Below are 23520 nucleotides of genomic sequence, written 5' to 3' on the forward strand. Positions count from 1 at the left end.
TCACTGTACGCCTGCCGGACGGACTATGACCGGTGTGACCAGGTATTTTCCGGCGGGCGGCGGGAGTGGCGGGGAACGATGAAGGGCTTGAGCACGTAACCGACCGACCACGGTCGTCCGGCATCGACGGCGAACCGCGACCGCACCTCAAGGACCGCACCTCAAGGGGCGTCGCGGAGCCCGCCATCGCTCTGCCCTTCGGTGGCAGCGACCTCAGCGCTGCCCGCCACGAAGGCGTTGTCTTCTTCGGCGGGCGTCATCTCCCGCTCCCCCGCCGGCTCGCTCGGGCCCTTTCCCTCGACGGAGTGCCGGCCCTGCCCGATCTCGATCTTGCGGCGCCGTTGTTGCTGCGCCGCCTTGGGGATGGTCAGGGTGAGGACGCCGTTGTCGAGGTCAGCTTCACCGTGCTCGGGGTCGGCTCCGGCGGGCAGGCCGGTGCGGTACGAGAAGCTGCCCTGCCGGCGGGTGAGGACCTTGCCGTGGTGTTCCTCGGACAGCTCACCGCTGATGATGAGCTGATCGCCCTCGACCTCGATGTCGATGTTCTCGGCCGGGTAGCCGGGAAGCTCCAGCTTGACGGTGTAGGAGTCGTCGCTCTCCTCCTCCTCGGCCATCGGCAGCCATGCCGGACTGCCCGTCGCGGGCGCGGCGGCCTGTTCCAGGAACCGGCCCATCTGGTCCCACATGCGCTCGAAGTCCGCGAACGGGTCCGGCCCCCTCAGGGCTGCGCCCGGACTGCTTCCACGGCGTCGTATCGGCAGTGCCATCACATTCACCTCCCGTAGTGGTTCCGGGTGACGAGTCAGTCATCCCTATACAGGGGTGAGTAACCCCACCACCAGCGGCTAAACCGTCTGCTCGGTCCAGGGCGGAACAGGCGGTGGGGCTCATGCTGCCTCAGCGGACAGGTGATCCCCCTGCCGCTGCGCGATCTGCCGAGACCGGCCGACCGTGTCACCGAGATGATCTTCGGCTACGCGTCACGTGTACGCCTCGACGGTCGGGCTCAGCCGGGCTTCGGGACGGCCTGGACGTCGAAGGACGAGCTGTTGTCGGCCGTGCTGGCGTCGCCGGCGCCGGTGATCGAGGCGTGGATCGTGCCGTTGCCGGCCCGCGCCACGGTGGCCAGATACGGGATCTGGTTCGTCTCGCCGGCCTTGATGGTCCCGCCGGTGCACCGGAAGCCGGCCGGCCCGGAGGCCGCGCAGGCCAAGCCGCTGAACGTGCCGGACTCCGGTGGCCGGCGCAGCGTGAGCGGGCCTGTGGCCCAGACCTCGATGACGGCGTTCTTCACCTGGGCGCCGCGGTTCGCGTAGGACACCCAGTAGTTCCGGTTGGTGCCCGCGACGGCTACCGCCTCGCCGGAGGTCGGCCCGACGGACAGGTCCGTCGTCCCGGAGCCCGGCTTGGACGCGTCCGTAGGCTCGGCACAGACCCGGTTGGACCGGCTGACCGTCTTGAAGTGGCTGCCGGTCCCTTCCGCCCGGTCGACGGTTTCGATGACCGGGCGGAAGGCGACGCCCGGCTTGATGCCCGCGTTGACCTCGGCCGACTGGCGCCCCGACACCTCCCCGCCGGGTAGACGCGAGGTGCCCGCCACTGATCCAGGTGTCGGGCGGCCCCTCCGGGTCGGCAACCACGGCGCCGCGGCGGCCCTGGCCGGCAACGGCTTACCGCCGGTTGGCGGCCGTCGGCCTGAACCCCTTCCGGCGAGCGGCCGGCATGCGAGGGCAGGGCGCGTGGAGCACGATGGACGTGTTCGGACTACCGAGTTGGAGAAGTCGTGGTGCTGATGCCCGACAAGAATTCAACGCCCAGCAGCAAACGGCATCTACCCCGTGCAGTGGTCACGCTCACGCTGGCCGCCTGCGCGCTGTTGCCGGCCGGCGGTCTCACTCCCGCCGCGGCACACGTCCCCGCCGCGTCGACGGTCGCGGGCACGGCAGTCACGGCCCTCCCCGCTCAGACCCGGTACGACCGGATCGCCGTTCAGACTCTCGATGACATCGCGAACGGCAGGTTCACCGCGGCCGCGTCCCACTTCGATCCGACCGTGCGCAAGCTGCTGCCGCCGACCGCCCTCGCGCAGGCCTGGCAGGCCTACCAGAACGCGTTCGGACGCTACCGCTCGCACGGCGATCCCAAAGACGTCGCATCCGGCGGGTTCACCGTCGTCCAGACGCCGTTGAGCATGGAACACCGGGCCGGCGAGTTCCGCGTGAACTTCCACGAGGACGGAACCATCGCCGGTCTGTGGTTCCTCAAGACGGGAGTGCCGGTCCCCGTCTCGTAGCGGCGCGCAGCCGCCGCCCACGCCCGCAACGGCCTGCGGAGCCGGTGGCCACCGTTGCTGCGCGCCGGCCCGGCCAGCAGGCCGCGCCGCTCGTAGTAGCGCGGCGTCTGCACGTTCACCCCGGCCGCCTCGGCGGCCTGCCCGCTGCGCAGGCCCCCGCGCACCCGGATTCCCCGACCACGCAGGCCTGGCCGGCGAGGGCGTCCAAGACCGCCGTGCGCCGGGTCCACCGAGACGTCCAGACGGATCAGGTCCGCGCCGGGGTGAGGGTGAAGGTGAAGAACGAGCAGCGGCCGCTCTCCCGCTCCGCCAAGTCCCGCACCCACTTCTCGACACCCGGACCGGCGGCCAGGTCGAGGCCCGGACGCAACGGGTCGGGCTTCGACAGCGAGACCAGCCGCTCCGAGAACGGCGCACCCCGCTCCGCGACCGTACCCGGGTACCGGTTGCAAGAACGGCGGCAGGGTGGTATTCGCAGGCGGCGTGGTGACGGCCATGCACCGCTCATGCGCTCCAGGGGTCGGGCGCGGAAAGCGCGTTCGGGGGTGCGCAGGGCCGGCCGTGCGGCGAAGGCCCGCAACCATGCGGGCCTTCGCCGCGGCGCGGGGCGTGGGGGGGCGTAGAGGTCAGTCGCCGAAGCGAGGCGCCGCTGACTCCCGGGGCGCGTGTGGAGGCGTCCCGCAGCAGGACGGGCGGGACTTGCGGTCCAGTACGGCCGCTGTGCACCGCTGCCCGGCGCCGTCCGTACCGGCGCCGTACCAGAACCGCCGCTGCTGAGCACGGCCGGCACTCCGGCTGGGCCGTCCTCCGGGGTTGACCGGCGCCCGAGGGGGCGATGCTCGGGATCGCGTCCGTGGGCCTGCGGCCTCTGTAGGCGGCGGGTCGGGCCGGGCGAGGGGGCTCAGCGGCGGGGCAGGAGGAGGCGGGACAGGGCGGCGGTGGCGATGAGGAGGGCGGCGACGGCGAGGAGGCCGATGCGCATGCCCGGGAGGGAGAAGCCTCCGGCCGGGCCGGCGAGCAGGCCGCCGAAGAGGGCGACCGCAAGCGCACCGCCGGTCTGGCGGAACGAGTTGAGCAGCCCCGACGCCGTCCCCGCGCGCTCTGCCGGGACCGCGTCCATCAACAGCGCGGTCAGCGCGGGTACCACGAGAGCCCCGCCGATGCTCAGTGGCACCAGCAGGACCAGCACCAGCCACACCGGGGTGTGCGCGGCCAGCGGCAGCATGGCCAGCATCGCGCCGGTGAAGATGAGTTGGCCGGCGACGATCACCGGCCGCCGCCCGATCCGCTCCGCCAGCCGCGGCGACACCAGGTTCGTCGCCGTCACCACCGCCGACATGGGGACGAACATCAGCCCGGCCGCGATCCCCGACATCCCGCGCAACTGCTGGTAGTACAGCCCGAGGAGGAAGATCCCGCCGTAGAAGGCCGCGTTGACGGCGAAACCGACCGCGAGCGGGACGCCCACCCTACGGTCCATCAGCATGCTCAGCGGGACCATGGGCTGCCGGTGCCGGGCCTCCACCGCGCGGAAGGCGCACCCGGAGGCGACGGCGAGCGCGGCCGCGCCCAGTACGGGACCGCTGGTCCAGCCCAGGTGGCCACCCTCGATCACCGCGAAGGCCAGCCCGGCCAGGGCCAGTACGGCGGTGAGCTGACCGCCGACGTCCACCGCGGCCGGCCGACGCACGGAGCGGGGCATCCGGACCAGCAGGCCCAGGATCAGCGCACCCACCGGGAGGTTGAGCAGGAAGACCGCCCGCCAGCCGGCCGACTCGGTGAGCAGGCCGCCCAGTACCGGGCCCGCGGCCATCGCCAGCGAACCACCCACGGTCCACAGCGCGATGGCGCGGGCCCGCGCCCGGGCGTCCTCGTACGCCTGCCGGATCAGAGCCAGCGAGGCCGGCATCACGACCGCGGCGGCAGCGCCCTGCGCCACCCGCGCGCCCACCAGCACGCCGATGCCGGGCGCCAGTGCGCAGCCGAGGGAGGCGAGGGTGAACAGGGACACTCCCCAGGCGTAGGCGCGGCGGGCGCCCGCCCGGTCGGCGAGGGCACCGGCGGACAGCATCAGGGCCGCGAACATGAGGGTGTACGCGTCCACCACCCACTGCAGTCCGGTCATCCCGCCGCTGAGGGACTTCCCTATCGCGGGCAGGGCGATGTTCACGGCGGAGACGTCGATGGTGATCACGGTGAAGCCGAGCAGCGAAGCGACCAGAGCGACGCCGCTGCGCCGCGGCACGGTGGGAGCGTCGGCGGTGGGTGCGGCTGGTCGGGACCGGTACGGCGGTCGTCGCCGGAGCGTGGACACCGACGACTGCCGACCGTGCCCGTGGACGGGCGCGGTGGGGGCGGACGTGTCAATGACGGATTCGGAACGCATGACGAACTCTCCTGCGGGGTGGGGGATGTGACGGGTGGGAAGAGAGGACGAGCGGGCGGCCCCGGCGCGCCGGGCCGCGGTCCTGTGCCTTGCACTCCCTGGGCCCCGACGGCCGGGCCGCCCGCTGCGGGACCAACTCTCCGCCGTCGTGTGGCCGCCTGGCAGACCGGGCTGTTCCCGGGGTGCGGCGTTCCAGGTCCTGACACGGCCCCCCACGTACCCGGACCGCCTGCCACAATGGGTCGAATGGCAGCAGCAGACGCACGGGGAACAGAACTGGGCCGCTATCTGAAGGCCCGCAGGGCGCAGATCCGCCCGGAGGACGTCGGCCTTCCGGTCGGCACAGGACTGCGCCGCACTCCCGGTCTGCGCAGGGAAGAGCTGGCCGCGCTGGCCGGAGTGAGCGTCGACTACTACATCCGCCTTGAGCGCGGCCGGGAGACCAACCCCTCCCCCGCCGTAGTGGACGCCCTGGGCCGCGCCCTGCGACTGCGCGGGGACGCCTATGAACGCCTCTACGAGCTCGTGGAGTTGGCCTCGGGCCGCATCGGCGAACTCCCCGCCTCCGCCGATCACACCGTCCGCGACTCGGTGCTGCGGATGCTGGAGTCGATGCGCCCGCTGCCCGCCTACGTAGTGAGCCGCTACAACCGCGTACTGGCTGCGAATGCGCCCGGCCGGCGACTGCTGCCCGGCCTCTGGGAGTGGCCGCAGGAACAGCGCAACCTGACCCGCTACCTCTTTCTCCACCCGGTGGGCCGGACGCTCTACGAGCCGTGGGAGGAGACGGTCGCACTCTCGGTGGCGCATCTGCGGGCGGTGGCCGGAGCCGATCCGGACGACCCCGAGCTGACCGCACTGGTGGGTGAACTGGTTCTGAGATCAGCGGATTTCGCGCGGCTCTGGGAGCGGTACGACGTCTGCGAACGCGGCGGCGGGCAGAAGGCCTTCCGGCATCCGAAGGTCGGGCCGATGATCCTGACCTACGAGGTCATGCGACTGGCCCGGACGGGCGGCCAGCGCATGGTGGTCTACCAGGCGGCCCCCGGCACCCCGGACGAGGCGGCCATGCTCCGGCTGGACTCCGCGGGCGCCCGACCGGAGCCGGCTCCCGCGGAACGATGCCCCACCGGTGTGCTTTCCACGGCCCACGCCTCCATCGGCTGAGCCCCGCCCGCCGGCCCGCGGTCCGGGCGGCGGTGGCTCCCGGGCGGGGCCCCGCCCCGATCAGCCGGACGGCCACCCGCGCCGCGGCCTCCGTACCGCGACCCGTGCCCAGTCGTCCGTCGACGAGTACGGCGCAGGCCGCCAGGGCGGCGTGCGCCTCCGGCGGGGCGTCGCTGCGGCGCGCGGCGCCGGTCGGGCAGGCCAGGACCGGTACCGCTGCGGCCGCGGCGTGCAGCAGGCCGGCCGCGCCGAGCGGGCGGCGGGGCCCGCCCAGCCCGTACCGGCCCGGGCCCGGGTCCGGGCGCGCCCGCGGTCCCGGTGGTCTCCTGAATGGCCCACGACCGGCGGGCCCGTCCCCGGACACCGTCCGCCTGCCCGGCGCGGCCCTGATCCGGCGGCGCTCCGCGCCACCAGCAGAAGCATGGAACCGCCACGATCGTCGCCGCGAGCATGACGCACACCACCAAGGTGAACTGCCAGGGGTGCGCCCACCCCCGCGGCCGGCCCCGCGCCCGTCGCACTGCCCGGCCGCACCGCCACATGCGGGGTCACCGCACCGGAGCCCGCAGCGGCTCTCTCCACTGAATCCGACCGGCCTGCGCCCCCCCCCCGGACGCCTGAACGCGTTCAATCCAGCGCAAGCCGATGACTCCGATTCCAGCGGCCCTCGAGCCACTGGTCCGAGGCGCCTCCGACTGACGCACGGCGGACGCCGCGCACCGCCCCCGCGCGGGCTGGCGACCCTCGCTACTGCGGCGTCCGGCCGGCGAGGCGGGAGGGGGACTCCACCCCACGAGGGGGCGAGGGAGCGCCAAAACCGCCGTCACGACACTCAAGGTGCGGGCAGAGGTCCGGCAGCCCATCGGTTGGCCGGCGCCCGCCGACCCGGCGATTCCGGCCAAGGCACTGCCGGCCCGGCACCCTGGTCACCCGGCCCCGGTCTCCCCGCTGCTCCGCACGGCTGACAAGCCGCCTCGCACGGGTGGGTTGTCCCCGAACGGCGCGCGGACGCACGAGAATCCCGGATACGGGCGATGAACCACGTCCCCACACCGCAAGGGAGCTGTTGAATTTGCCGGTGGAGACCCGAAAGCACCAGAGGGCCAGCGCGGACGCGAGCGCACCGATCACCGACCGCGAGGGTCTGGTGGCGGCGCTCCAGGAAGCGCTGGCGCTGGAGCACGCGATCATTCCGGTCTATCTGTACTCGTTGCTCTCGCTGGACCGCCAGCGCAACCAGGAAGTGGCGGCCACCGTACGCAGCGTCGTCATGGAAGAGATGCTGCACATGGCCCTGGTGGGCAACGTACTGAACTCGGTGGGTGCGACACCTGCCATCGGCGGCCCGGGATTCGTGCCGCGCTACCCCACCCGCCTGCCCGGTGGCGTCCTGCCCGACCTGACGGTCTCGCTACGCCGCTGTTCGGTCGAGCACGTCAAGAACGTCTTCATGGCGATCGAGCGCCCCCACGTGCCGGTGGACGTCCCGGGCCGGCGGGCCCTGAGCATCCTGGAAGGCCATGAGCTGACCCTCTCCCCCGAGGGCGACATCGTCGGAGCGACGCCCGAGGTCCTCTGGGCGCCCCAGCGGTTCTTCGAGACGGTCCGCTACGAGGACCACACCATCGGCTGGCTCTACCAGCGCATCGCCAACGCCCTGAGCGAACTGGACCGCAAGCAGGATCTGTTCACCGGCGATCCCGGCCGTCAGGTCGTCTGGCCCGGCGCGCCGGGCCGGCTGTACCGGGTGACCGACCTGCCCAGCGCCCTGTGGGCCCTGGTCGAGATCATCCGGCAGGGCGAGGGCACCGTGGAGAACCCCGCTGTCGGCGCGCTGCCCACCGAACCCACCGAACCGCCACCACTGAGGAGCGCACGATGAGACCGGAGATCAGCCGCCGCCGCACCCTGCAGGCCACCGCCGGGCTCTCCTTGAGCGGACTCGTGTCCCTGCCCGTGCCGAACGCGGTCGCCGCTCCGGCGCCGTCCACCACCGGGTCCGAGACCGAGGAACTCGCGCACTACTACCGGTTCCTGGAGATCGCCGAAGGACGCCGGCTCGTCCGGGACCGCGGGAGCTGGCAGCTCACGGGTCCCCCGCTCACCCTGGCCGCCGCCGGCGTGCTGCCCCTCGTCGACGACCCCGACACCGAGAAACTTCCCCCCGGAAGCCGACAGCGTGAGGCTTCCGAAGCCTGTGACGCCGCCTACGACGAGGTCCTGCAAGCCCTGCGACGCGTCTTCGACGGCCACCCGGACGAGCTGCGCGACGCCGTCGCCCGCATGCGCGCCTTCGAGGGCCACGCCGAGGAACTGTCCCGCATCCCCAGCGCGCCCGGCGCCTCGACCGTGCTGGGACCGGCGTTCCGGCTCCCGCAGGCCGACGGACCACCGTCCGGCTCGCGTTCGTAGGCGCCACGGACGGGCGGGAGCCGGCTGCCGGCCTACCCGCAATGGGCGGCGTAGCGGTCCAGGTAGCCTGCGGCCGGTTCCGCGAGGACCGGCCCGCTGTCCTCGTAGGCGAGCGGGGCGACGTCCGGTGGCGGGACATACCCGTCGGGCACGGCCGCGTACGCGCGGTCCATCAAGCCCTGGTGGGCATCGGTCAGCATCCGGGCCCAGGCCCCGGTCAGCGGGCGGCTGGGGGCGAAGGCCGCGAGCGGCCCGGGCAACGGGGCAACGGGGCGGCGGTGCCGGTGGGTGTCAGGAGGGCTTCGGCCAGGGCGGCGGCGATGAGCGGGGAGGTGTGGAGGCCGTCGCGGTGCGTGCCCGAGGCCACCCACAGGCCGTCTTGGGGAGTGGGACCGATGACGGGATGCCCGTCCAGGGGGAGGGCCGGCTGCCGTGGTGGGTGTGCGTGACGGCGGCGGTGGCCAGGTGGTGGTCGAGCTGCCCCATGGCGGCATCGAGCAGGAAGCACAGGGCGCCGGCCGCCACCACCGCGCGCGGGGCAGGGAAGACGCCGACGGGGGTATCGAGGAGGTGGCCGCGGGCGGGCAGTGCGGTGAGGGTGCCGACCGGTGTGCGGATCACGTTGGGGAGGGTTTCCAGGGTGGCGAACCAGGCCCGGGCGTCGAGGAAGCCCTCCTCGGGGAGGTACCGGGCGCGCAGGGCACGGTCGTTGTCCGGCGGACGGTAGCCCGGGAGGTCCGACGGACCGGTTTCCTGACAGCCCAGCCCGTACTCGGCCGCGGCCCGGCCGATTGCCTGAACGGGGCGTCGTCCAGTGGAGCGGAGACTGCGTTCAGCAGGACGAGCGGCCCGTGCCGTACCCGTCCGCCGGCGGGGCGCCGGCACCCGCGCAGGCGCGCACCCGCTGCCGCCCGGCCGGCCGCCGGCGGGCTGCCGCGATCGCGAGCTCGGTGCGCAGCTGCCCGTGCCGGGTGCGGGCGCTCCGGGCGGTGACCTCACCGAGAGCGCCGAGCATCACGCCCGCCGCAGGTGATGCCGCCGCACCGCCGTTCGCGCCGGCCAGCACCACCCGCACAGCGGGCTCGGCCGAAGCCAGCGCGAACGCGATCGAACGGCCCACCACCCCGGCCCCGACCACCACCACGTCCACTCCACGCACCGACACGGCCCCTCCCCAGCTCACCGGCCCCGGACCCGCGGCCCTCGCCCTGCCCACCCCGGCCGTCCCCCGCCATCCCGCCACGCCGCCGTACCGAAGATCAAGACATCGCCGGCCACGCTGCGGTGCGTGCCGATCCCCGGCGGAGCCGGTCGTGGTGGTGTTTCACCTCGCGCCGACCGCGTACCGGTACGAGAACTGGACGATCTTCCAGACCGTCTCCAACTCCGCCGCGGTCCTGGGCCCGTAGATGAGGGTCACCGCCTGGACGGGGTGGTGCACGCCCCAGCCCGCGGCGATGACGTCTTCCTCGGCCTCCGAGGGGAGCGTGAGGTGGAGCGAGCCGTCGTGGTGGGGGTGGATGTGGGCCCACTCCCTACCCCGCTGGAAGGCTTCGGCGGGGCCCGAGCCGATGCCTTCGGGCAGGAAGAGGGCACGAGCGTGCGGGACCGAGACGAGCGTGGGCGCCATGTATACGTAGGGCAACGCGCGCATCCGTTCCCACAGCTCTTCCTGGAGCATGATCGGGGCGATCTGGGAGCCCTGGCCGTGCGGGGCCGGGCCGAAGACCTTCGGAGCTGCCCCGATGCGGGGAGTCAAGGTGAGCATGGCGGTGTTCCTTTCCAGCGGCCGATGTGCCGGCCGTGGTAAACGGTCAACGAAGAGGCAGCATGCACGGTTGAGGCTCTCGCCTTGGTCGAGAGCCGGTGGAGGACGTGCGGAGCCCGGTGCGGGCGGGTCAGGGATCCGGGGACGCAGACCGGGACCGGTTCGATGACGGCGCCGCCAGGCGATGCCTGTGGCGCGGGACCCTCACCGGGATCCGGCGCCTCAGGGCTTGTACAGGCGGACGGCGAGGGCGGCGATGTCGTCGTCGAGGCGCCCTCGGCTGTAGCGGAGGAGATCGCGGTGGAGTGCCGTGAGCAGTTCGCGGGGCGGTGTCGGGGGCTGTCGACGCATCCAAGCGGCCAGCGGGAAGAACTCGCCGTCGCGGGCGCGGGCCTCGGCGATCCCGTCGGTGTAGAGGAGCAGCAGGTCGTTCGGGGCGACGTCGAAGGTCTCGACGTTGTAGTGCTCGCCGATCAGCTCCGCGAGGCTGAGCAGTGGCGAGGGGGTGGCCGATTCGAGGACGCGGACGTTTCCGCCGTGCAGGAGCAATGGCGGAGGGTGTCCGCAGTTGAGGATGCCGATACGGCTGCCCTCGTGCGTGATCTCGACGAGAAGGGCGGTGGCGAAGCGCTCCATCGGCCCCTCAGGGGGGAAGGCGGCGTTGTAACGGGTGCTGCTGGCGTCCAGCCGGCGTGCGACGTCCACCAGGTCGGGCTCGCCGTAGGCCGCCTCCCGGAAGGCGTTGACGATCGCCGCGGCCGCCCCCACGGCCGGCAGGCCCTTGCCCCGCACGTCACCGATGAGCAGCCTGACCCCGTACGGCGTGTCGACCACCTCGTAGAAGTCCCCGCCGATCCGGGCCTCCGCCGCGGCCGCGAGATACAGCGACTCGATCTCGATGCCGCCGATGCGACGCGGCATGGGGCTCAGCACCACCTGCTGCGCCGCGTCGGCGACGAGCCGTACCTGGAAGAGCGTGCGCTCCCGCTGGAGCCGGACATGGCTTCCGTAGGCGGCGGCCACGGTGACCGCGATGATCCCGGCCGCCGTCCACCACGTCCCCAGACCGGGAAAGACGAGACTGAGGCCGATCATCAGGAAGAGGCAGACCGTGCCGAGCAGGACGGTGGGGAGCACCGGCCACATGGCGGCGGCGAGTGCCGGCGCCGCGGGCAGGAGGCGGCTGAAGGCCAATTCCGGCGGAGTGGCGTATGCCAGGCTGGCGATGACGACGGTCAGGATGACCGGCGAGAGCCGCACAAGTCTTCCCGGGCCGGGGCGCCCGTGGAGCCGCGGCCGTCCGGACTCGATCACACTTCCCAGAATATGCGCAAAGGGGGCGTAGCGCCCTGGCGAACGGAGTCGCTGCCCGCCCTCCCGCGCATGGCGCCGGGGCACTGTGCGGAGCTGCCGGTGGGCACGCTTGCCGGATCCGCCGTCCGTGCCGGAGAGTCCCCGTAGGACCGGCCCCGGCCGTCGCGGCACGGGGCCGGGCGCGGGGATCGGCCAGTCGAGGGAGCAGCCATGCAGGGCGGTACGGTCGCGGTGGTCGGCGGAAGCATTGCCGGATGTGCGTTCGCCTCGGCGGCGGCGCGCGCCGGGGCGGACGAGGTGGTGGTGCTGGAGCGCACTCGGGGGCGGCTCGCCGACCGGGGGCTCGGGCTGTGCATCCACGACGAGCGGGCCGCCGAGCTGGCGGCGACCGGCGCCCTGCCCCCGGGCATCGCCGCCCACCGGCTGACCCGGCGCCGGTGGGTGGTCCGGGACGCCGCCGCGGGGCCGGCCGGGCGGATGTTCTGGGAGCAGCCGTTCCCCTTCCACTCGTACCACTGGGGACTGCTGTGGAGCGGGTTACGGGAGGCGACGCCCGCCTCGGTGGTCTACCGCCGGGGCGTGGCGGTGACCGGGGTGGCCGCCACCGGAGACCGGGCCGAGGTACGGCTCGCGGGCGGCGCCACCGAGCAGTACGACCTGGCCGTCGGCGCCGACGGGTACCGCTCGGTGGTACGGGAGACGGTCTGCCGTACCTCGCGCCCCGAGTACGCCGGGTACGTCTGCTGGCGCGGCAACTTCGACGCCCGGCGGCTGGCGGAGACCGGCGAGGCCGACTGGCCCCGCGACGCCGTGACCACGGTCTGCTTCGAGGGCGGCAGCTGCGTCGTCTACCGCATCCCCGGGCCGGACGGTCCCCGGGTGAACTGGGTGCTGTACGCGATGCCCCCGCAGAGCGGGCGGCTGCGGCTGGACGACCCCACCAGCTTCCCGCCCGGGCAGGTCACGGCCGAACTCGCCGCGGCGCTGGCCGAGTTGCTGGCGCGCGGTTTTCCGCCGTACTGGGCCCGCGTCATTTCGCTGACGGACGCGGAGCACACCTTCGTCCAGCCGATCTACGACCTGGCGAGCGCACGCACCACGGCCGGCCGTTTCCTGCTGGCGGGTGACGCGGCGGTCGTGGCGCGCCCGCACACCACCAGCGGCGCGGCGAAGGCCCTCCAGGACGCCAGCGCCTTCGAGACCGCCTGGCGGCGGTCGGCCTCATGGGACGAGTTGCTGGAGGCCTACCGTACGGCGCGGGGGCCGGCGGGCCGGGAACTCGTCGCGCTGGCCCGCAGGCTCGGCCGGGCCCAGGTGGAGCGGACGCCCGTCTGGGCCGCGCTGGACGCCGGTGGGGCGCAGGCCTGGTGGCGGGACCAGGTAGCGGACGCGGGGGACATCGGCGGCCAGGCCATGACCGCCCCGAAGCCGCCCGTGGGGTGATCACGGGCCCCGTCGCCGGGCGGCGGGGCCCGGTGGGCCTTTCCGGTCCCGGCACCGGGTAGGGAAAACCCCACCACGAAGGCTCTACCTGGGCGTGCAGACCCGACGGGGGCCACGCGGCTGGAATGGGTCCATGACCCCTTCCGTCCGCCCGCTCCCGTGTCAGGCCTCCCGTTTCCTCCCCGCTTCGTCCGCCGTCCGGTGGACCATCGGCTGGCTGCTCGCGGCCGCCTGGGCGCTGTCGTTCCCGCTGGTCTCCGCGCTCGGCCCGCACCGGCTGTGGGGGTGGTGCGCGGGCGCCGGCTACCTGGCCGCCGCCGGGGCGTCCGCCCTGGGCCGGCGCCGGGTGGCCCTCGGTGCGGCCCTGCTCGGGGCCGTCGCCGTTCCGCTGCTGTACCTGGTCCTCACCGGCCAGGGCCAGTCCGAGGTCGCGGTGATCGAACGGTCCGGGCGGCTCCTGCTCCAGTCCGGACGCGTGTACGTGGACCGGCCCGCGGGGGTCGAGGAGTACACCCCCTACCTGCCCGGCATGGCCCTGCTCGGCCTCCCCCGCGCCCTGCTGGGCGGCGGCGACGGCTGGGCGGTCCGCTTCCTCGGCGACGCCCGGATCTGGTGCGCGGCGGTCCTGTTCGCCGCCCTGTGGGCGGGGCGGCGGATGCTCGGGGGTCCCGCCCCGCGGCTGCTGCCGGTGCTGGTGGCCTCTCCGGTGGTGGCCCTGCCGCTGGCGGTGAGCGGAGTGGACCTGCCGCTGGCCGGGCTGTGCTGTCTCGCGCTCGCCGCGGCCTCCTCCGGCCGCCCGGCGGTGGCCGGGGCGGCGCTCGCGGCGGCGTGCGCCATGAAGTGGACCGCGCTGCCGGCGGTGGCGGTGGCCGTCGCCGTCCTCGGGGCCTGCCGGGGTGCCCGGGCGGCGGCCCGCTGCGCGGCGGTGGCGGCGCCGGTGACGGCCCTGCTGGTGCTGCCGGGGGTGCTGCTCCAGCCCGCCGAGCTGTGGCGGCAGGTGTTCGCCTTCCCGACGGGCCGGGCGGAGGTGGCGACCCCGGCGAGCAGTCCACTGCCGGGGCACCTGCTGGCCGGACTCGGGCCCTGGGGCTGGTACCTGACGGTGGCTCTGCTGGCCCTGGGCGGTTCGGCGGTGGCGGTGTCGCTGTGGGTGCGGCCGCCGCGCACGGTCGTCGCCGCCGCCGATCGTCTCGCGCTCGGGCTCACCCTCGCCTTCCTGCTGGCCCCCGCCGGCCGCTTCGGCTACCTGGCCCTGCCGCTGCTGCTCGTGGCCTGGTCCCGCTCGGCGGCCCCGCGCCCGGCCCCCTCCCGGATCGTGGCCCGCTCCGGCATACCGGCCCGGGGTGCGGCGCGGGCCCGGTGATCCCGGTCAGCGGTCGTTCGCGTACCGGCCCGCCTCGTGCCGACCGGCGTGAACGGGCCGGGAAGGCGTCGGCCGGGGCGAGCACCGGCCGGGACGCGGGGTCGGCGGCCGGAGCGGCCTGCGCCGGCGGCGAGAAACGTGGCCTTCGCGGGTGCGGAGGGGGTGACGATGGCCCTGGCGCGTCCCCGGAGGAGGAGCCGGTGAGCCTCAGTCCCGCTCCGTGCCCCGCAGGTGGGCCAGGACGGCCAGGACGCGGCGGTTGCCCTCCGTCGGGTCCAGGTCCAGCTTCGTGAAGATGCTGCCGGCATGCTTGACGACGGCGGCCTCGGTGACGAACAGCCGGGCGGCCAGGGCCTGGTTGTTGAGTCCTTCCGCCATCAGCGCGAGCACTTCGCGCTCGCGCGGGGTGAGCCGGGCCAGCGGCCGGTCCCGGGCCCGTTGGGGAGCGAGCAGCACGCGCACCACCTCCGGGTCGATGACGGTGTGCCCCCCGTGGACCCGTTCCAGGGCGTCGAGGAACTCGGTCACCTCGCCGACCCGGTCCTTGAGCAGGTAGCCCAGTCCGGCCGCCGAACCGCCGGTGAACAGCTGGGTCGCGTACGCCGTGGCCACGTACTGGGAGAGCACGAGGACCGGCAGCGAGGCGTCGCGGGAGCGCAGTTCGAGAGCGGCCCGCAGTCCCTCGTCGTGCAGGCCGGGCGGCATCCGTACGTCCGTGACGACCACGTCGGGCCGCTCGGCCTCCACCGCCCGCAACAGGGCGGGGGCGTCGGCGACGGCGGCGAGGACCTGGTGGCCGCCGAGGGTCAGCAGTTCCGTCAGTCCGGCGCGCAGCAGCACCGAGTCCTCGGCGAGGATCACCCGGAGCACGGGACCTCCACGCGCAGTTCCGTCGGGCCGCCCACCGGACTGGACACCGTCAGCCTGCCCTGCAACATCGCCACCCTGTCCGCGAGACCCGCCAGGCCCGCTCCGGCGCCGGGATCGGCCCCGCCGCGGCCGTCGTCCGTGACGGTGAGAGTGAGCCGGTCTCCCTCGACCTTACCGGCGACGCCGACGTGCGAGGCGCCACTGTGCTTGGCGGCGTTCGCCAGCGCCTCGGTGACGGTGAAGTAGGCGGTGGTCTCGACCGGTTCGGGCAGCCGGGGCAGGTGGGCGAGTTCCACGGTGACCGGCACGGGATGGCGCAGCGCCACCTCCGCGACGGCCGCGGCCAGCCCGTGGTCGCTCAGCACCTGCGGGTGCATGCCGCGCACGAGGTCCCGCAGTTGCTCCAGGGCCAGCTTCGCCTCGGCGCGGCCGCGACCGACCAGCGCCGCGGCCTCGGCCGCCTCCGGGATCCGGCGCAGCCGCAGCTCCGCGAGGCCCAGGGTCATGCTGAGGGCGACCAGTTGCTGTTGGGCCCCGTCGTGCAGGTCGCGTTCGATGCGCCGTCGTTCGGCCTCGAAGGCCTCCACCAGCCGGACCCGCGACCGGGTCAGCTCCAGTACCCGGCCGTCCTCCGCGCGCGGCCCCAGCAGCAGCCGGGCCGTCTTCACCTGCGCCCCGGCGATCAGCGCGCCCGCGTACGCCGCCAGCACCAGCCCCGCCAGCCCGGCAGCCGTCCCGCCCAGCGCCTCCAGCGGGCCGGCGACCGCCCGGCCCGGTACCAGCATCACCGGCTCGGGGGCCAGCGCCCACACGATGACCGGGGCCGCCACCAGGATCAGCGAGAACGCCAGGAGCGTCAGCACCCCGAAACCGGCCGCCCCGAACACCGCCCCGAGCAGGACGGCGTACCCGAACTCCCGCCACGTGGCCCGCTCCCGCAGCCGGGTGCGCAGCCAGGCGGCGGCGCCGGCGCCGCCCAGCGAGGTGTGCGGATCGGCGATCGGCGCCGGCTCGACCCACCGGAGCCTGCGCCGCTCCAGTTCCCCGAGCGGTACGGCCCCGGCCACGGCGGCGAGCAGCAGCAGGAGCCCGACGCCGGCGACCGCCAGCAGCAGCCCGAGCCCCACCAGCAGCGCCAGTGCCACCAGCACCGCGTATCCGAGGGGGAACCCGCTGCCCAGGTAGGCCCAGCACCGCCACGGCCACCACGAACCGAGGAACCGCCGTGGCCGCCGCATCACCTCCCACACGGCCACCGGAGAGACGAGGGGCGAGTCGGAACCTGGCATGCGCTCCAGCCTAAACGAGCTCGCGCAGCGATCACCGGCGATGGAGCACCGGGCCGCCTGCCCTGCAAGTCGCCCGGACGGTCAAATTCACCGAGGCGGCCGCCACGCTCGGCGCGACGACGGTGGTGCTGCGGGTGGTGCCGTCCGAGGACCCCTCGACGGACCTCGCCGAACTGCTCATCCCCGTGGCCCCGAAGAACTCCGAGAACCCGATGGACCGGGGCACCAGGGTGGACAAGGTGGAGCTGATCGACCTCCCGGTACTCGCCGCCGTCGGACGCGCCACCGCCATCGAGGACGTCGACCACTGGGGGAACTGCACCGTGCGCACCGCGATGATGCACACCATCGTGCCCGTGTCCCACAGCCGGGAGTTCACGACGGGCTCGCGTGCCGCGAGTGCGACGATCTCGGCCTGGCTCAGCGCGCCGTCGTAGCCGTGCACGTCGGCGATGGGGCCGGGTCAGTAGTCGACGGCCGCGCCCTGGTGCTTCGTTGGCGGAGCTGAAGGAGAAGCGCCGGTCGTCGGGGACGTACTGGAGGAAGAAGACGCTGGACCGGTTGCCGTCGATCGAGACGGCGGTACGGAAGCCGTCGGCATCGAGGCGGACCCGCGCGGCGACCGAGTAGTCGTGGCCCACCGTGTCGCGGACCGGGGCGCCGGTATCCGCGTAGCCGCCGGTGCCGTTGGGGAGCAGAGCCCCGCCCTGGGGGTACGTCGTCCAGCCCGCCCCGTCCTTGAGCGCCGCCAGATGCCGGCCGGCGGCGTCCCCGGGCCGCGTCGCCGGTCTTCTCGTCCGTGGGCCACCAGCCGATCAGCGACCACCGCAAGGTGTTCTGCCGCTGTGCCATGGGCCTCTCCTGGTGTTCCAGCGGGTGGGTGGATGCGGTCCGGATGACGGGTCCGCGGGGGAACCGGTTCGCCTGAGCGGGCCCATTACGCCCGAATCGGCGCGCGTTCAGCCCTTGACGGGTGTGCCGCCGAGCGAGTGTCCTTCGGAATCCCCTGCTCATCGCGGATGTGAACCTCCTGTGAAACGGGCTGAGCCGGGCGTGCTCTTCGGTGGAACGGACCGGTCCCACCCGCTGTGGCAGGGGTATAAAAATCGGGCAGGCCCATTCGGGCGGTGGATGCCCGAACGGGCAGGAGGAGGGCGGGGCGTCGTATGCGTTCGGAGGAGCGACACCAGAAACTGCTCACCTTGGCCCGTAAGGAGGGGCGCGTCGAAGTCGCGGTTGCGGCAAGGGACTTCGGGGTCGCACCGGAAACCATCCGGCGTGATCTGAGCGAGCTGGAACGCCGCGGACTCGTCCGGCGTACGCACGGCGGCGCCTATCCGGTCGAGAGCGCCGGCTTCGAGACCAACCTGGCCCAGCGCGTCACCCTGCACGTGGAGAACAAGCGCCGGATAGCCGCGGAGGGGGTGCGACTGCTCGGCGGAGCCGAGACGGTGTTCATCGACGAGGGCTACACGCCGCAGATCCTCGCGTCCCTGCTGCCCACCGACAGACCGCTGACCGTGGTCACGGCCTCGCTGTCGACGGCGGCCGCGATCGCGGAGTCACCCAACACCACGGTGCTGCTGCTGGGTGGCCGGGTGCGCGCCAGGACGCTGGCCACCGTGGGTTCGTGGACCGCGGCCATGCTCTCGGGGTTCGTCATCGACCTGGCCTACATCGGATCGAACGGCATCTCACGGGAGTTCGGCCTCACCACCCCCGACCCGGTGGTCGCCGACGTGAAGACCGAGGCCGTGAAGGTCTCGCGGCGACGGGTCTTCATGGGCCACCACGGCAAGTTCGGCGCCAGCAGCTTCTGCCGGTTCGCCGACGTCTCGGACTTCGAGACGATCATCACCGACACGGGGCTCTCCACGGCGGAGGCGCATCGGTACTCCCTCCTCGGCCCCCAGGTCATCCGGGTCTGACCCACTGGGCCGCTGTCCCGGCCGTCCCGCACGAAGAGTCCACGTACGCCCGCCCGTCACGGGTGTCTGCGGCATGCCCATGTCAATACGAAAGGAACGGCCCCAGTGATGAACAGAAGAAGCACCACCAGCACGGCCGCTGCCCTGCTGTGCGGCACGCTCCTCGCCGCGTGCTCCGGGGCTGGCGGAGCCGGCGGCGGCTCCGCCACCCGCTCGATCAACGTCCTGATGGTGAACAACCCGCAGATGGCCGACCTCCAGAAGCTGACGGCCGATCATTTCACCAAGGACACCGGCATCCAGGTCAACTTCACCGTCCTGCCCGAGAACGACGTACGCGACAAGATCAGCCAGGACTTCTCCAGCCAGGCGGGCCAGTACGACATCGCGACCATCAGCAACTACGAGACGCCGATCTTCGCGAAGAACGGCTGGCTCGCCCCGCTCACCCAACGTGCCAAGGTCGACGCGCAGTTCGACCAGGCGGACATACTGCCCGCCCTCCAGGAGTCCCTCACCGCCTCGGGCGAGATCTACGCCGAGCCCTTCTACGGGGAATCGTCCTTCCTGATGTACCGCAAGGACGTCCTCGCGGCGAAGAACCTGACGATGCCCGAACACCCCACCTGGCAGCAGGTCGCCGACCTGGCGGCCGCCGCCGACGGGGCCCAGCCCGGCATGAAGGGCATCTGCCTGCGCGGCCAGCCCGGCTGGGGCGAGGTGATGGCCCCCGTCACCACCGTCGTGAACACCATGGGCGGCACCTGGTTCGACAAGGACTGGAACGCCAAGCTCGACAGCCCCGAATTCGCCCGCGCGGTCGGCTTCTACGTGGACCTGGTGCGCGCGCACGGAGAGGCCGGGGCGCCCCAGGCGGGCTTCACCGAATGCCTCAACGGCATGACCCAGGGCAAGGTGGCCATGTGGTACGACGCGACCTCGGCCGCAGGCGCTCTGGAGGCATCCGGCTCGCCGGTGGCCGGCAAGATCGGCTACGCCCCCGCGCCCGTGGAGAGGACCAGCAGCTCCGGCTGGCTCTACACGTGGGCCTGGGGCATGCAGAAGGCGAGCAAGCACCAGGACGACGCCTGGAAGTTCATCTCCTGGGCCTCCAGCGCGAAGTACGAGAACCTCGTCGGCGAACAGCTCGGCTGGTCCAAGCTCCCCGCGGGCAAGCGCGCCTCGACCTACGCCAACCCCAAGTACGTCGGGGCCGCGGCCGCCTTCGCGTCGGCCACCAAGGAAGCCATCTCCTCGACGGACCCGCAGAACCCCGGCGTCCAGCCCCGGCCCGCGCCGGGCATCCAGTTCGTCGGTGTCCCCGAGTTCACCGACCTCGGCACCCAGGTGTCCCAGCAGATCAGCGCTGCCATCGCGGGCAAGACCAGTGTGCCGGAGGCGCTGAGCAGCGGCCAGACCCGGGCCGAGGCAGTGGCCGCCAAGTACCGGGGGCGCTGACATGGCTGCCCCACCGATCGCCCGGCCGACCACGGCGGTACGGCGCGGCCGCCCGGCCGGCCCGGTCCGGCGCCGTCCGGCCGGCGCCTGGGCCCGGCGCGCCCCGCTGCTGCCCGCCCTGCTCTTCCTGGTCGTCGTCACCCAACTGCCCTTCGTGGGCACCCTGGTCATTTCCTTCATGCGCTGGAACGCCCTCGACCCGGACAGCCGGGGCTTCGGCGGCCTGACCAACTACCGCGCCGCGATCACCGACCCCGGCCTGCGCTCCGCCCTGCTGACCACCGTCGTCCTCACGGCCGTGGTGGTCCTGGTCAGCCTGCTGCTCGGGCTGGGTCTCGCGCTCCTCCTCGACCGGAGCTTCTGGGGCCGGGGCGTCGTACGCACCATGCTCATCACCCCGTTCCTCGTCGTCCCGGTCGCCGCGGCCCTGCTGTGGAAGCACGCGCTCTACAACGCCTCGTACGGCTTCATCAACGGATCACTGACCTGGCTGTGGGGGCTCTTCGGCAGTGACGGCGCCCCTCAGCCCGACTGGATGTCGTCGTTGCCGCTCGTCGCCGTCGAGGTGTCGCTGATCTGGCAGTGGACCCCGTTCATGACGCTCATCCTGCTCGCGGGACTCCAGAGCCGCCCGCCGGACATCGTCGAGGCGGCCCGCGTCGACGGAGCGGGCACCTGGCAGGTCTTCCGCCACCTCACCTTTCCCCACCTGCGCCGCTACCTGGAACTGTCCGCCCTGCTCGGCAGCATCTACGTGGTCCAGAACTTCGACGCCGTATTCACCCTGACCTCCGGCGGGCTCGGCACCGCCAACCTCCCCTACACCGTGTACGCGACGTTCTACCAGGCCCACGACTACGGCCAGGCGTCCGCCGAAGGGGTGATCGTCGTGGCCTGCACCATGGCCATCGCCACCTTCGCCCTGCGCACGGTGTCGTCCCTGTTCAAGGAGGAGACGCTGTGAAGGCCGTACCGCGCCGCGGCATCTGGGGCCTGGCCGCCTGGGCCTGCGGGCTCCTCTTCTTCCTGCCGTTCGCCTGGATGGTGCTCACCTCCCTGCACAGCGAGCCGGACGCCGCCACCAACCCGCCGGACCTGGGGGCCGCGCTCACCCTCCAGGGCTACCGCGAGTTCTTCGGGTCGGGCGCCGGGACGACCCCCTGGCCGCCCCTGATCAACTCCCTCACCGCCAGCGTCGCGTCCACCCTGCTCGTGCTCGTCCTCGCGGTACCGGCCGCTTACGCCCTGTCCATCAAGCCCGTACGCAAGTGGACCGACGTCATGTTCTTCTTCCTCTCCACGAAGATGCTGCCGGCCGTCGCCGGGCTGCTCCCCGTCTACCTCATCGCCCAGAACACCGGCATGCTCGACAACATCTGGCTGCTCGTCGTTCTCTACACCTCGATGAACCTGCCGATCGCGGTGTGGATGATGCGCTCCTTCCTCGCCGAGGTGCCGGTCGAGATCCTGGAGGCGGCGTCGATCGACGGCGCGGGCCTGTCCACCGTGCTGGTCCGCGTCGTCGCCCCGGTCGCGGCCCCGGGCCTCGCCGCCACCGCGCTGATCTCGTTCATCTTCAGCTGGAACGAGCTGCTCTTCGCCCGGGTGCTCACCGGTGTGGTCGCCGGAACCGCCCCCGTCTTCCTCACCGGCTTCGTCACCAGCCAGGGCCTGTTCCTGGCCAAGGTGTGCGCCGCCGCCGTCTGCGTATCGCTGCCGGTCCTCATCGCCGGATTCGCCGCCCAGGACAAGTTGGTCCAGGGCCTGTCCCTTGGAGCAGTCAAGTGAAAGCCGCCGTGATCCAAGCACCCGGAGTCGTGTCGGTCGAGACGGTCGACGATCCCGCTCCCGGACCCCGCGACGTCGTCGTCGAGGTCGCCGCCTGCGGACTGTGCGGCACCGATCTGCACATCCTCAAGGGAGAGTTCGCCCCCAGCCTGCCCCTCGTGCCCGGACACGAGTTCGCCGGCGAAGTCGTCGCCACCGGCTCCGAGGTCACCGAGCTGAGCCCCGGCGACCGGGTGGCCGTGGACCCCTCCCTCTACTGCAACGAGTGCTACTACTGCCGGCTGGGCCGCAACAACCTGTGCGAGCGGTACGCGGCCATCGGCGTGACCACGGCCGGGGCGGCTGCCGAGTTCACCGTCGCGCCCGCCGCGAACTGCGTCAAGCTCCCCGACCACGTGCGGATCCAGGACGCCGTCCTGATCGAGCCGCTGTCCTGCGCCGTCCGGGGCTACGACGTCCTGCGCAGCTCTCTGGCCAGCCATGTCCTCATCTACGGGGCCGGCACCATGGGGCTGATGATGATGGAGCTCGCCAAACGCACCGGAGCGGCCACGGTGGACATCGTGGACATCAATGACACCCGGCTCGCCACCGCACGGCAACTGGGCTGCTCCCACGCCACCGCCAGCGCCGCCGAGATCGAGCGCCCGCGCGGCTGGGACGTCGTGATCGACGCCACCGGCAGCGAGCGGGCCATCCAGGACGGGCTCGGGCGCGTCGCGCGCGGCGGAACGTACCTCCAGTTCGGCGTGGCCGACTACGCGGCCCGCGCCACCATCGAGCCGTACCGCATCTACAACCAGGAGATCACCATCACCGGGTCGATGGCCGTCCTGCACAGCTACGAACGCGCCGCCGACCTGTTCGCCCTGGGGGTGGTCGATCCGGACGTCTTCATCAGCGACCGCCTGCCCCTGACCGACTACGCGGGGGCGCTCGACCAGTTCCAGGCGGGGCGCGGCCGCAAGATCCTGGTCGTACCGTGACGGGCGGGGCGCCGCCGCTGCTGGTCATCGGCGAAGCGCTCACCGACGTCCTGGTCACCCCCGGAGGCGTCCCCGAATCCCGTCCAGGGGGCAGCCCCGCCAACGTGGCCCTGGGGCTGGCCCGGCTCGGCCACCCGGTGCGGCTCGGGACCCGCATCGGAACGGACCGGCCCGGGACGCAGATCAAGGAACACCTCCGGCGCAGCGGTGTCGCACTGACGGAAGGATCCGTCACCGACGCGCCGACCCCCAGTGCCGTCGCCCGGCTCGGGCCCCACGGCTCGGCGACGTACGAGTTCGACCTCGCCTGGGATCCGGCCCCGTCGGCGGTCGACCCGGCCCGCACCGGTGTCCCGGCCCATACCCACACCGGCTCCCTCGCCACGGCCCTCGCCCCCGGCGCGGCCCTGGTCGTCGCGGCGGCGAAGCGGCTGCGGGCCGTGGCGACGCTCTCGTACGACCCGAACCTGCGGCCCGCGCTCCTGTCGGCCCCGGAGCGGGAGCGCCGCGGTGTCGAGCGGATGGTCGCGCTGAGCGACGTGGTGAAGGCGAGCGAGGAGGACCTGGCCTGGCTCTATCCCGACCGGCCGCCCCATCTGGTGGCCTCGCACTGGGCCATGACAGGGCCCTCGCTCGTCGTCCTGACCGTCGGCGAGGAGGGCGCCTGGGCATTCTGGCGGCACGGGGTGTACCGGTTGCCGCCGAAGGCCGTCGACGTCGTCGACACGGTCGGAGCGGGGGACGCCTTCATGGCGGGGCTGCTCAGCGGCCTGCTGCACCCCGGACTCCTCGGCGGTGCGGGAGAAGCCGGTGTGGCCGCGGCGCAGGCGCGCCGCGCCCTGCGCAGGGCGACCGCCTCCGCCCACCTCTCGGAGGAACTCGCCCAGGCCCTCTCCTTCGCCGCCCGAGTGGCCGCCCTCACCTGCACCCGGCCGGGCGCCGACCCGCCGACCCTGCGCGAGGTGGCGCGACCGGGAGCGCCATAGACGTCCGACGCCGCATTCCATGCGGCGTCGGACGGGCCGGGCTCGGCCATTTGCCGGAGAGCGGTGTGA

General features: G+C 73.1%; 24 protein-coding genes and 1 pseudogene. 13 read left to right on the top strand and 12 right to left on the bottom strand.

All coding sequences use genetic code 11. The features are described from left to right. Window positions 1-161 precede the first annotated feature (161 nt). Together ACZ4M3_RS16860 and ACZ4M3_RS16865 are read right to left on the bottom strand one after the other, a co-directional pair. Window positions 162-767 carry an Hsp20/alpha crystallin family protein gene (locus ACZ4M3_RS16860; RefSeq protein ID WP_467733254.1) on the bottom strand — a complete coding sequence of 202 codons (606 nt, stop codon included), beginning with the start codon at window positions 765-767 and terminating at the stop codon, window positions 162-164. A gap of 239 nt (window positions 768-1006) precedes the next feature. After that, window positions 1007-1567, bottom strand: a complete 561-nt coding sequence (locus ACZ4M3_RS16865; protein ID WP_467733256.1) for a hypothetical protein — start codon at window positions 1565-1567, stop codon at window positions 1007-1009. A gap of 225 nt (window positions 1568-1792) precedes the next feature. Between ACZ4M3_RS16865 and ACZ4M3_RS16870 the strand changes: the two genes are divergently transcribed. Beyond that, window positions 1793-2293 (top strand): DUF3887 domain-containing protein, encoded by a 501-nt coding sequence (locus ACZ4M3_RS16870; RefSeq protein WP_467734003.1) that lies wholly within the window; start codon window positions 1793-1795, stop codon window positions 2291-2293. Window positions 2294-2343: 50 nt separating this feature from the next. Here the strand turns inward: ACZ4M3_RS16870 and ACZ4M3_RS16875 are convergent. From ACZ4M3_RS16875 to ACZ4M3_RS16885, 3 genes and pseudogenes are all read right to left on the bottom strand, one after another. Next, window positions 2344-2619 (bottom strand): annotated as a pseudogene (locus ACZ4M3_RS16875) (MerR family DNA-binding transcriptional regulator); the annotation flags it as partial. After that, window positions 2541-2801 (bottom strand): hypothetical protein, encoded by a 261-nt coding sequence (locus tag ACZ4M3_RS16880; RefSeq protein WP_467734026.1) that lies wholly within the window; start codon window positions 2799-2801, stop codon window positions 2541-2543. The gene ACZ4M3_RS16880 and the pseudogene ACZ4M3_RS16875, both read right to left, overlap by 79 nt. Before the next feature lie 393 nt (window positions 2802-3194). Then, complete coding sequence (locus ACZ4M3_RS16885; protein WP_467733258.1) at window positions 3195-4538, bottom strand: MFS transporter; 1344 nt, start codon at window positions 4536-4538, stop codon at window positions 3195-3197. 387 nt (window positions 4539-4925) lie between these two features. On the opposite strand from ACZ4M3_RS16885, the gene ACZ4M3_RS16890 reads away from it, so the two are divergent. The 3 genes from ACZ4M3_RS16890 to ACZ4M3_RS16900 all read left to right on the top strand — a co-directional run bounded on the left by ACZ4M3_RS16890 (window position 4926) and on the right by ACZ4M3_RS16900 (window position 8258). Beyond that, entirely contained in the window at window positions 4926-5846 is a 921-nt protein-coding gene (locus ACZ4M3_RS16890) for a helix-turn-helix domain-containing protein (RefSeq protein WP_467733260.1), read from the top strand. A gap of 1078 nt (window positions 5847-6924) precedes the next feature. Continuing rightward, window positions 6925-7728, top strand: a complete 804-nt coding sequence (locus ACZ4M3_RS16895; protein WP_467733262.1) for a ferritin-like domain-containing protein — start codon at window positions 6925-6927, stop codon at window positions 7726-7728. Beyond that, on the top strand, window positions 7725-8258 hold the full coding sequence (locus ACZ4M3_RS16900; protein WP_467733264.1) for a hypothetical protein: 534 nt from the start codon (window positions 7725-7727) through the stop codon (window positions 8256-8258). The genes ACZ4M3_RS16895 and ACZ4M3_RS16900 overlap by 4 nt, the downstream gene beginning before the upstream one ends. 32 nt (window positions 8259-8290) lie before the next feature. Here the strand turns inward: ACZ4M3_RS16900 and ACZ4M3_RS16905 are convergent, their stop codons facing one another. The 5 genes from ACZ4M3_RS16905 to ACZ4M3_RS16925 form a co-directional block, all read right to left on the bottom strand. Then, a complete protein-coding gene (locus ACZ4M3_RS16905; protein WP_467733266.1) occupies window positions 8291-8518 on the bottom strand; it encodes a hypothetical protein in 228 nt (75 codons plus the stop codon). A gap of 31 nt (window positions 8519-8549) precedes the next feature. After that, complete coding sequence (locus ACZ4M3_RS16910; RefSeq protein ID WP_467733268.1) at window positions 8550-8879, bottom strand: hypothetical protein; 330 nt, start codon at window positions 8877-8879, stop codon at window positions 8550-8552. A gap of 211 nt (window positions 8880-9090) precedes the next feature. Beyond that, window positions 9091-9423 (bottom strand): hypothetical protein, encoded by a 333-nt coding sequence (locus ACZ4M3_RS16915; protein ID WP_467733270.1) that lies wholly within the window; start codon window positions 9421-9423, stop codon window positions 9091-9093. A 159-nt stretch (window positions 9424-9582) separates the two neighbouring features. Next, window positions 9583-10026, bottom strand: a complete 444-nt coding sequence (locus ACZ4M3_RS16920; RefSeq protein WP_467733272.1) for a luciferase domain-containing protein — start codon at window positions 10024-10026, stop codon at window positions 9583-9585. Between the two features lie 222 nt (window positions 10027-10248). Beyond that, window positions 10249-11340, bottom strand: a complete 1092-nt coding sequence (locus ACZ4M3_RS16925) for a PP2C family protein-serine/threonine phosphatase (protein ID WP_467733274.1) — start codon at window positions 11338-11340, stop codon at window positions 10249-10251. Between the two features lie 210 nt (window positions 11341-11550). Between ACZ4M3_RS16925 and ACZ4M3_RS16930 the strand changes: the two genes are divergently transcribed. Next, window positions 11551-12783, top strand: coding sequence for an FAD binding domain-containing protein (locus ACZ4M3_RS16930; protein WP_467733276.1), 1233 nt, complete (start codon window positions 11551-11553; stop codon window positions 12781-12783). Between the two features lie 133 nt (window positions 12784-12916). Beyond that, on the top strand, window positions 12917-14146 hold the full coding sequence (locus ACZ4M3_RS16935) for a glycosyltransferase 87 family protein (protein WP_467733278.1): 1230 nt from the start codon (window positions 12917-12919) through the stop codon (window positions 14144-14146). Between the two features lie 207 nt (window positions 14147-14353). Here ACZ4M3_RS16935 and ACZ4M3_RS16940 read toward each other — a convergent pair whose 3' ends face one another. Both ACZ4M3_RS16940 and ACZ4M3_RS16945 read right to left on the bottom strand, forming a co-directional pair. After that, complete coding sequence (locus ACZ4M3_RS16940; protein WP_467733280.1) at window positions 14354-15016, bottom strand: response regulator transcription factor; 663 nt, start codon at window positions 15014-15016, stop codon at window positions 14354-14356. Continuing rightward, window positions 15004-16305: a sensor histidine kinase gene (locus ACZ4M3_RS16945; protein ID WP_467733282.1), complete on the bottom strand. Its 1302-nt coding sequence runs from the start codon at window positions 16303-16305 to the stop codon at window positions 15004-15006. Before ACZ4M3_RS16945 ends, ACZ4M3_RS16940 begins: the two co-directional genes overlap by 13 nt. 134 nt (window positions 16306-16439) lie before the next feature. Between ACZ4M3_RS16945 and ACZ4M3_RS16950 the strand changes: the two genes are divergently transcribed. From ACZ4M3_RS16950 to ACZ4M3_RS16980, 7 genes are all read left to right on the top strand, one after another. Continuing rightward, the gene (locus tag ACZ4M3_RS16950) at window positions 16440-16742 is read left to right on the top strand and encodes a hypothetical protein (protein WP_467733284.1); all 303 of its coding nucleotides are present in this window, start codon (window positions 16440-16442) and stop codon (window positions 16740-16742) included. Window positions 16743-17471: 729 nt separating this feature from the next. After that, window positions 17472-18233 carry a DeoR/GlpR family DNA-binding transcription regulator gene (locus ACZ4M3_RS16955; RefSeq protein ID WP_467733285.1) on the top strand — a complete coding sequence of 254 codons (762 nt, stop codon included), beginning with the start codon at window positions 17472-17474 and terminating at the stop codon, window positions 18231-18233. Window positions 18234-18341: 108 nt separating this feature from the next. After that, the gene (locus ACZ4M3_RS16960; protein WP_467733287.1) at window positions 18342-19691 is read left to right on the top strand and encodes an ABC transporter substrate-binding protein; all 1350 of its coding nucleotides are present in this window, start codon (window positions 18342-18344) and stop codon (window positions 19689-19691) included. Window position 19692: 1 nt separating this feature from the next. Continuing rightward, window positions 19693-20655, top strand: coding sequence for a carbohydrate ABC transporter permease (locus ACZ4M3_RS16965; RefSeq protein WP_467733289.1), 963 nt, complete (start codon window positions 19693-19695; stop codon window positions 20653-20655). Further along, a complete protein-coding gene (locus ACZ4M3_RS16970; RefSeq protein ID WP_467733291.1) occupies window positions 20652-21479 on the top strand; it encodes a carbohydrate ABC transporter permease in 828 nt (275 codons plus the stop codon). Before ACZ4M3_RS16965 ends, ACZ4M3_RS16970 begins: the two co-directional genes overlap by 4 nt. After that, window positions 21476-22465 carry a zinc-dependent alcohol dehydrogenase family protein gene (locus ACZ4M3_RS16975; protein WP_467733293.1) on the top strand — a complete coding sequence of 330 codons (990 nt, stop codon included), beginning with the start codon at window positions 21476-21478 and terminating at the stop codon, window positions 22463-22465. Before ACZ4M3_RS16970 ends, ACZ4M3_RS16975 begins: the two co-directional genes overlap by 4 nt. Further along, window positions 22462-23451 (top strand): carbohydrate kinase family protein, encoded by a 990-nt coding sequence (locus ACZ4M3_RS16980; RefSeq protein ID WP_467733295.1) that lies wholly within the window; start codon window positions 22462-22464, stop codon window positions 23449-23451. The genes ACZ4M3_RS16975 and ACZ4M3_RS16980 overlap by 4 nt, the downstream gene beginning before the upstream one ends. The last annotated feature ends 69 nt before the right edge of the window (window positions 23452-23520 follow it).

It is taken from the genome of Streptomyces sp. NPDC026522 (assembly GCF_055567555.1).

Bases quoted from the DNA above. Each gene is read 5' to 3' on its own strand.
- ACZ4M3_RS16870 (WP_467734003.1), top strand. From the start codon at position 1,793: ATGCCCGACAAGAATTCAACGCCCAGCAGCAAACGGCATCTACCCCGT.
- ACZ4M3_RS16880 (WP_467734026.1), bottom strand. From the start codon at position 2,801: ATGAGCGGTGCATGGCCGTCACCACGCCGCCTGCGAATACCACCCTGC.
- ACZ4M3_RS16930 (WP_467733276.1), top strand. From the start codon at position 11,551: ATGCAGGGCGGTACGGTCGCGGTGGTCGGCGGAAGCATTGCCGGATGT.
- ACZ4M3_RS16900 (WP_467733264.1), top strand. From the start codon at position 7,725: ATGAGACCGGAGATCAGCCGCCGCCGCACCCTGCAGGCCACCGCCGGG.
- ACZ4M3_RS16965 (WP_467733289.1), top strand. From the start codon at position 19,693: ATGGCTGCCCCACCGATCGCCCGGCCGACCACGGCGGTACGGCGCGGC.
- ACZ4M3_RS16960 (WP_467733287.1), top strand. From the start codon at position 18,342: ATGAACAGAAGAAGCACCACCAGCACGGCCGCTGCCCTGCTGTGCGGC.
- ACZ4M3_RS16860 (WP_467733254.1), bottom strand. From the start codon at position 767: ATGGCACTGCCGATACGACGCCGTGGAAGCAGTCCGGGCGCAGCCCTG.
- ACZ4M3_RS16935 (WP_467733278.1), top strand. From the start codon at position 12,917: ATGACCCCTTCCGTCCGCCCGCTCCCGTGTCAGGCCTCCCGTTTCCTC.
- ACZ4M3_RS16890 (WP_467733260.1), top strand. From the start codon at position 4,926: ATGGCAGCAGCAGACGCACGGGGAACAGAACTGGGCCGCTATCTGAAG.
- ACZ4M3_RS16920 (WP_467733272.1), bottom strand. From the start codon at position 10,026: ATGCTCACCTTGACTCCCCGCATCGGGGCAGCTCCGAAGGTCTTCGGC.
- ACZ4M3_RS16945 (WP_467733282.1), bottom strand. From the start codon at position 16,305: ATGCCAGGTTCCGACTCGCCCCTCGTCTCTCCGGTGGCCGTGTGGGAG.
- ACZ4M3_RS16955 (WP_467733285.1), top strand. From the start codon at position 17,472: ATGCGTTCGGAGGAGCGACACCAGAAACTGCTCACCTTGGCCCGTAAG.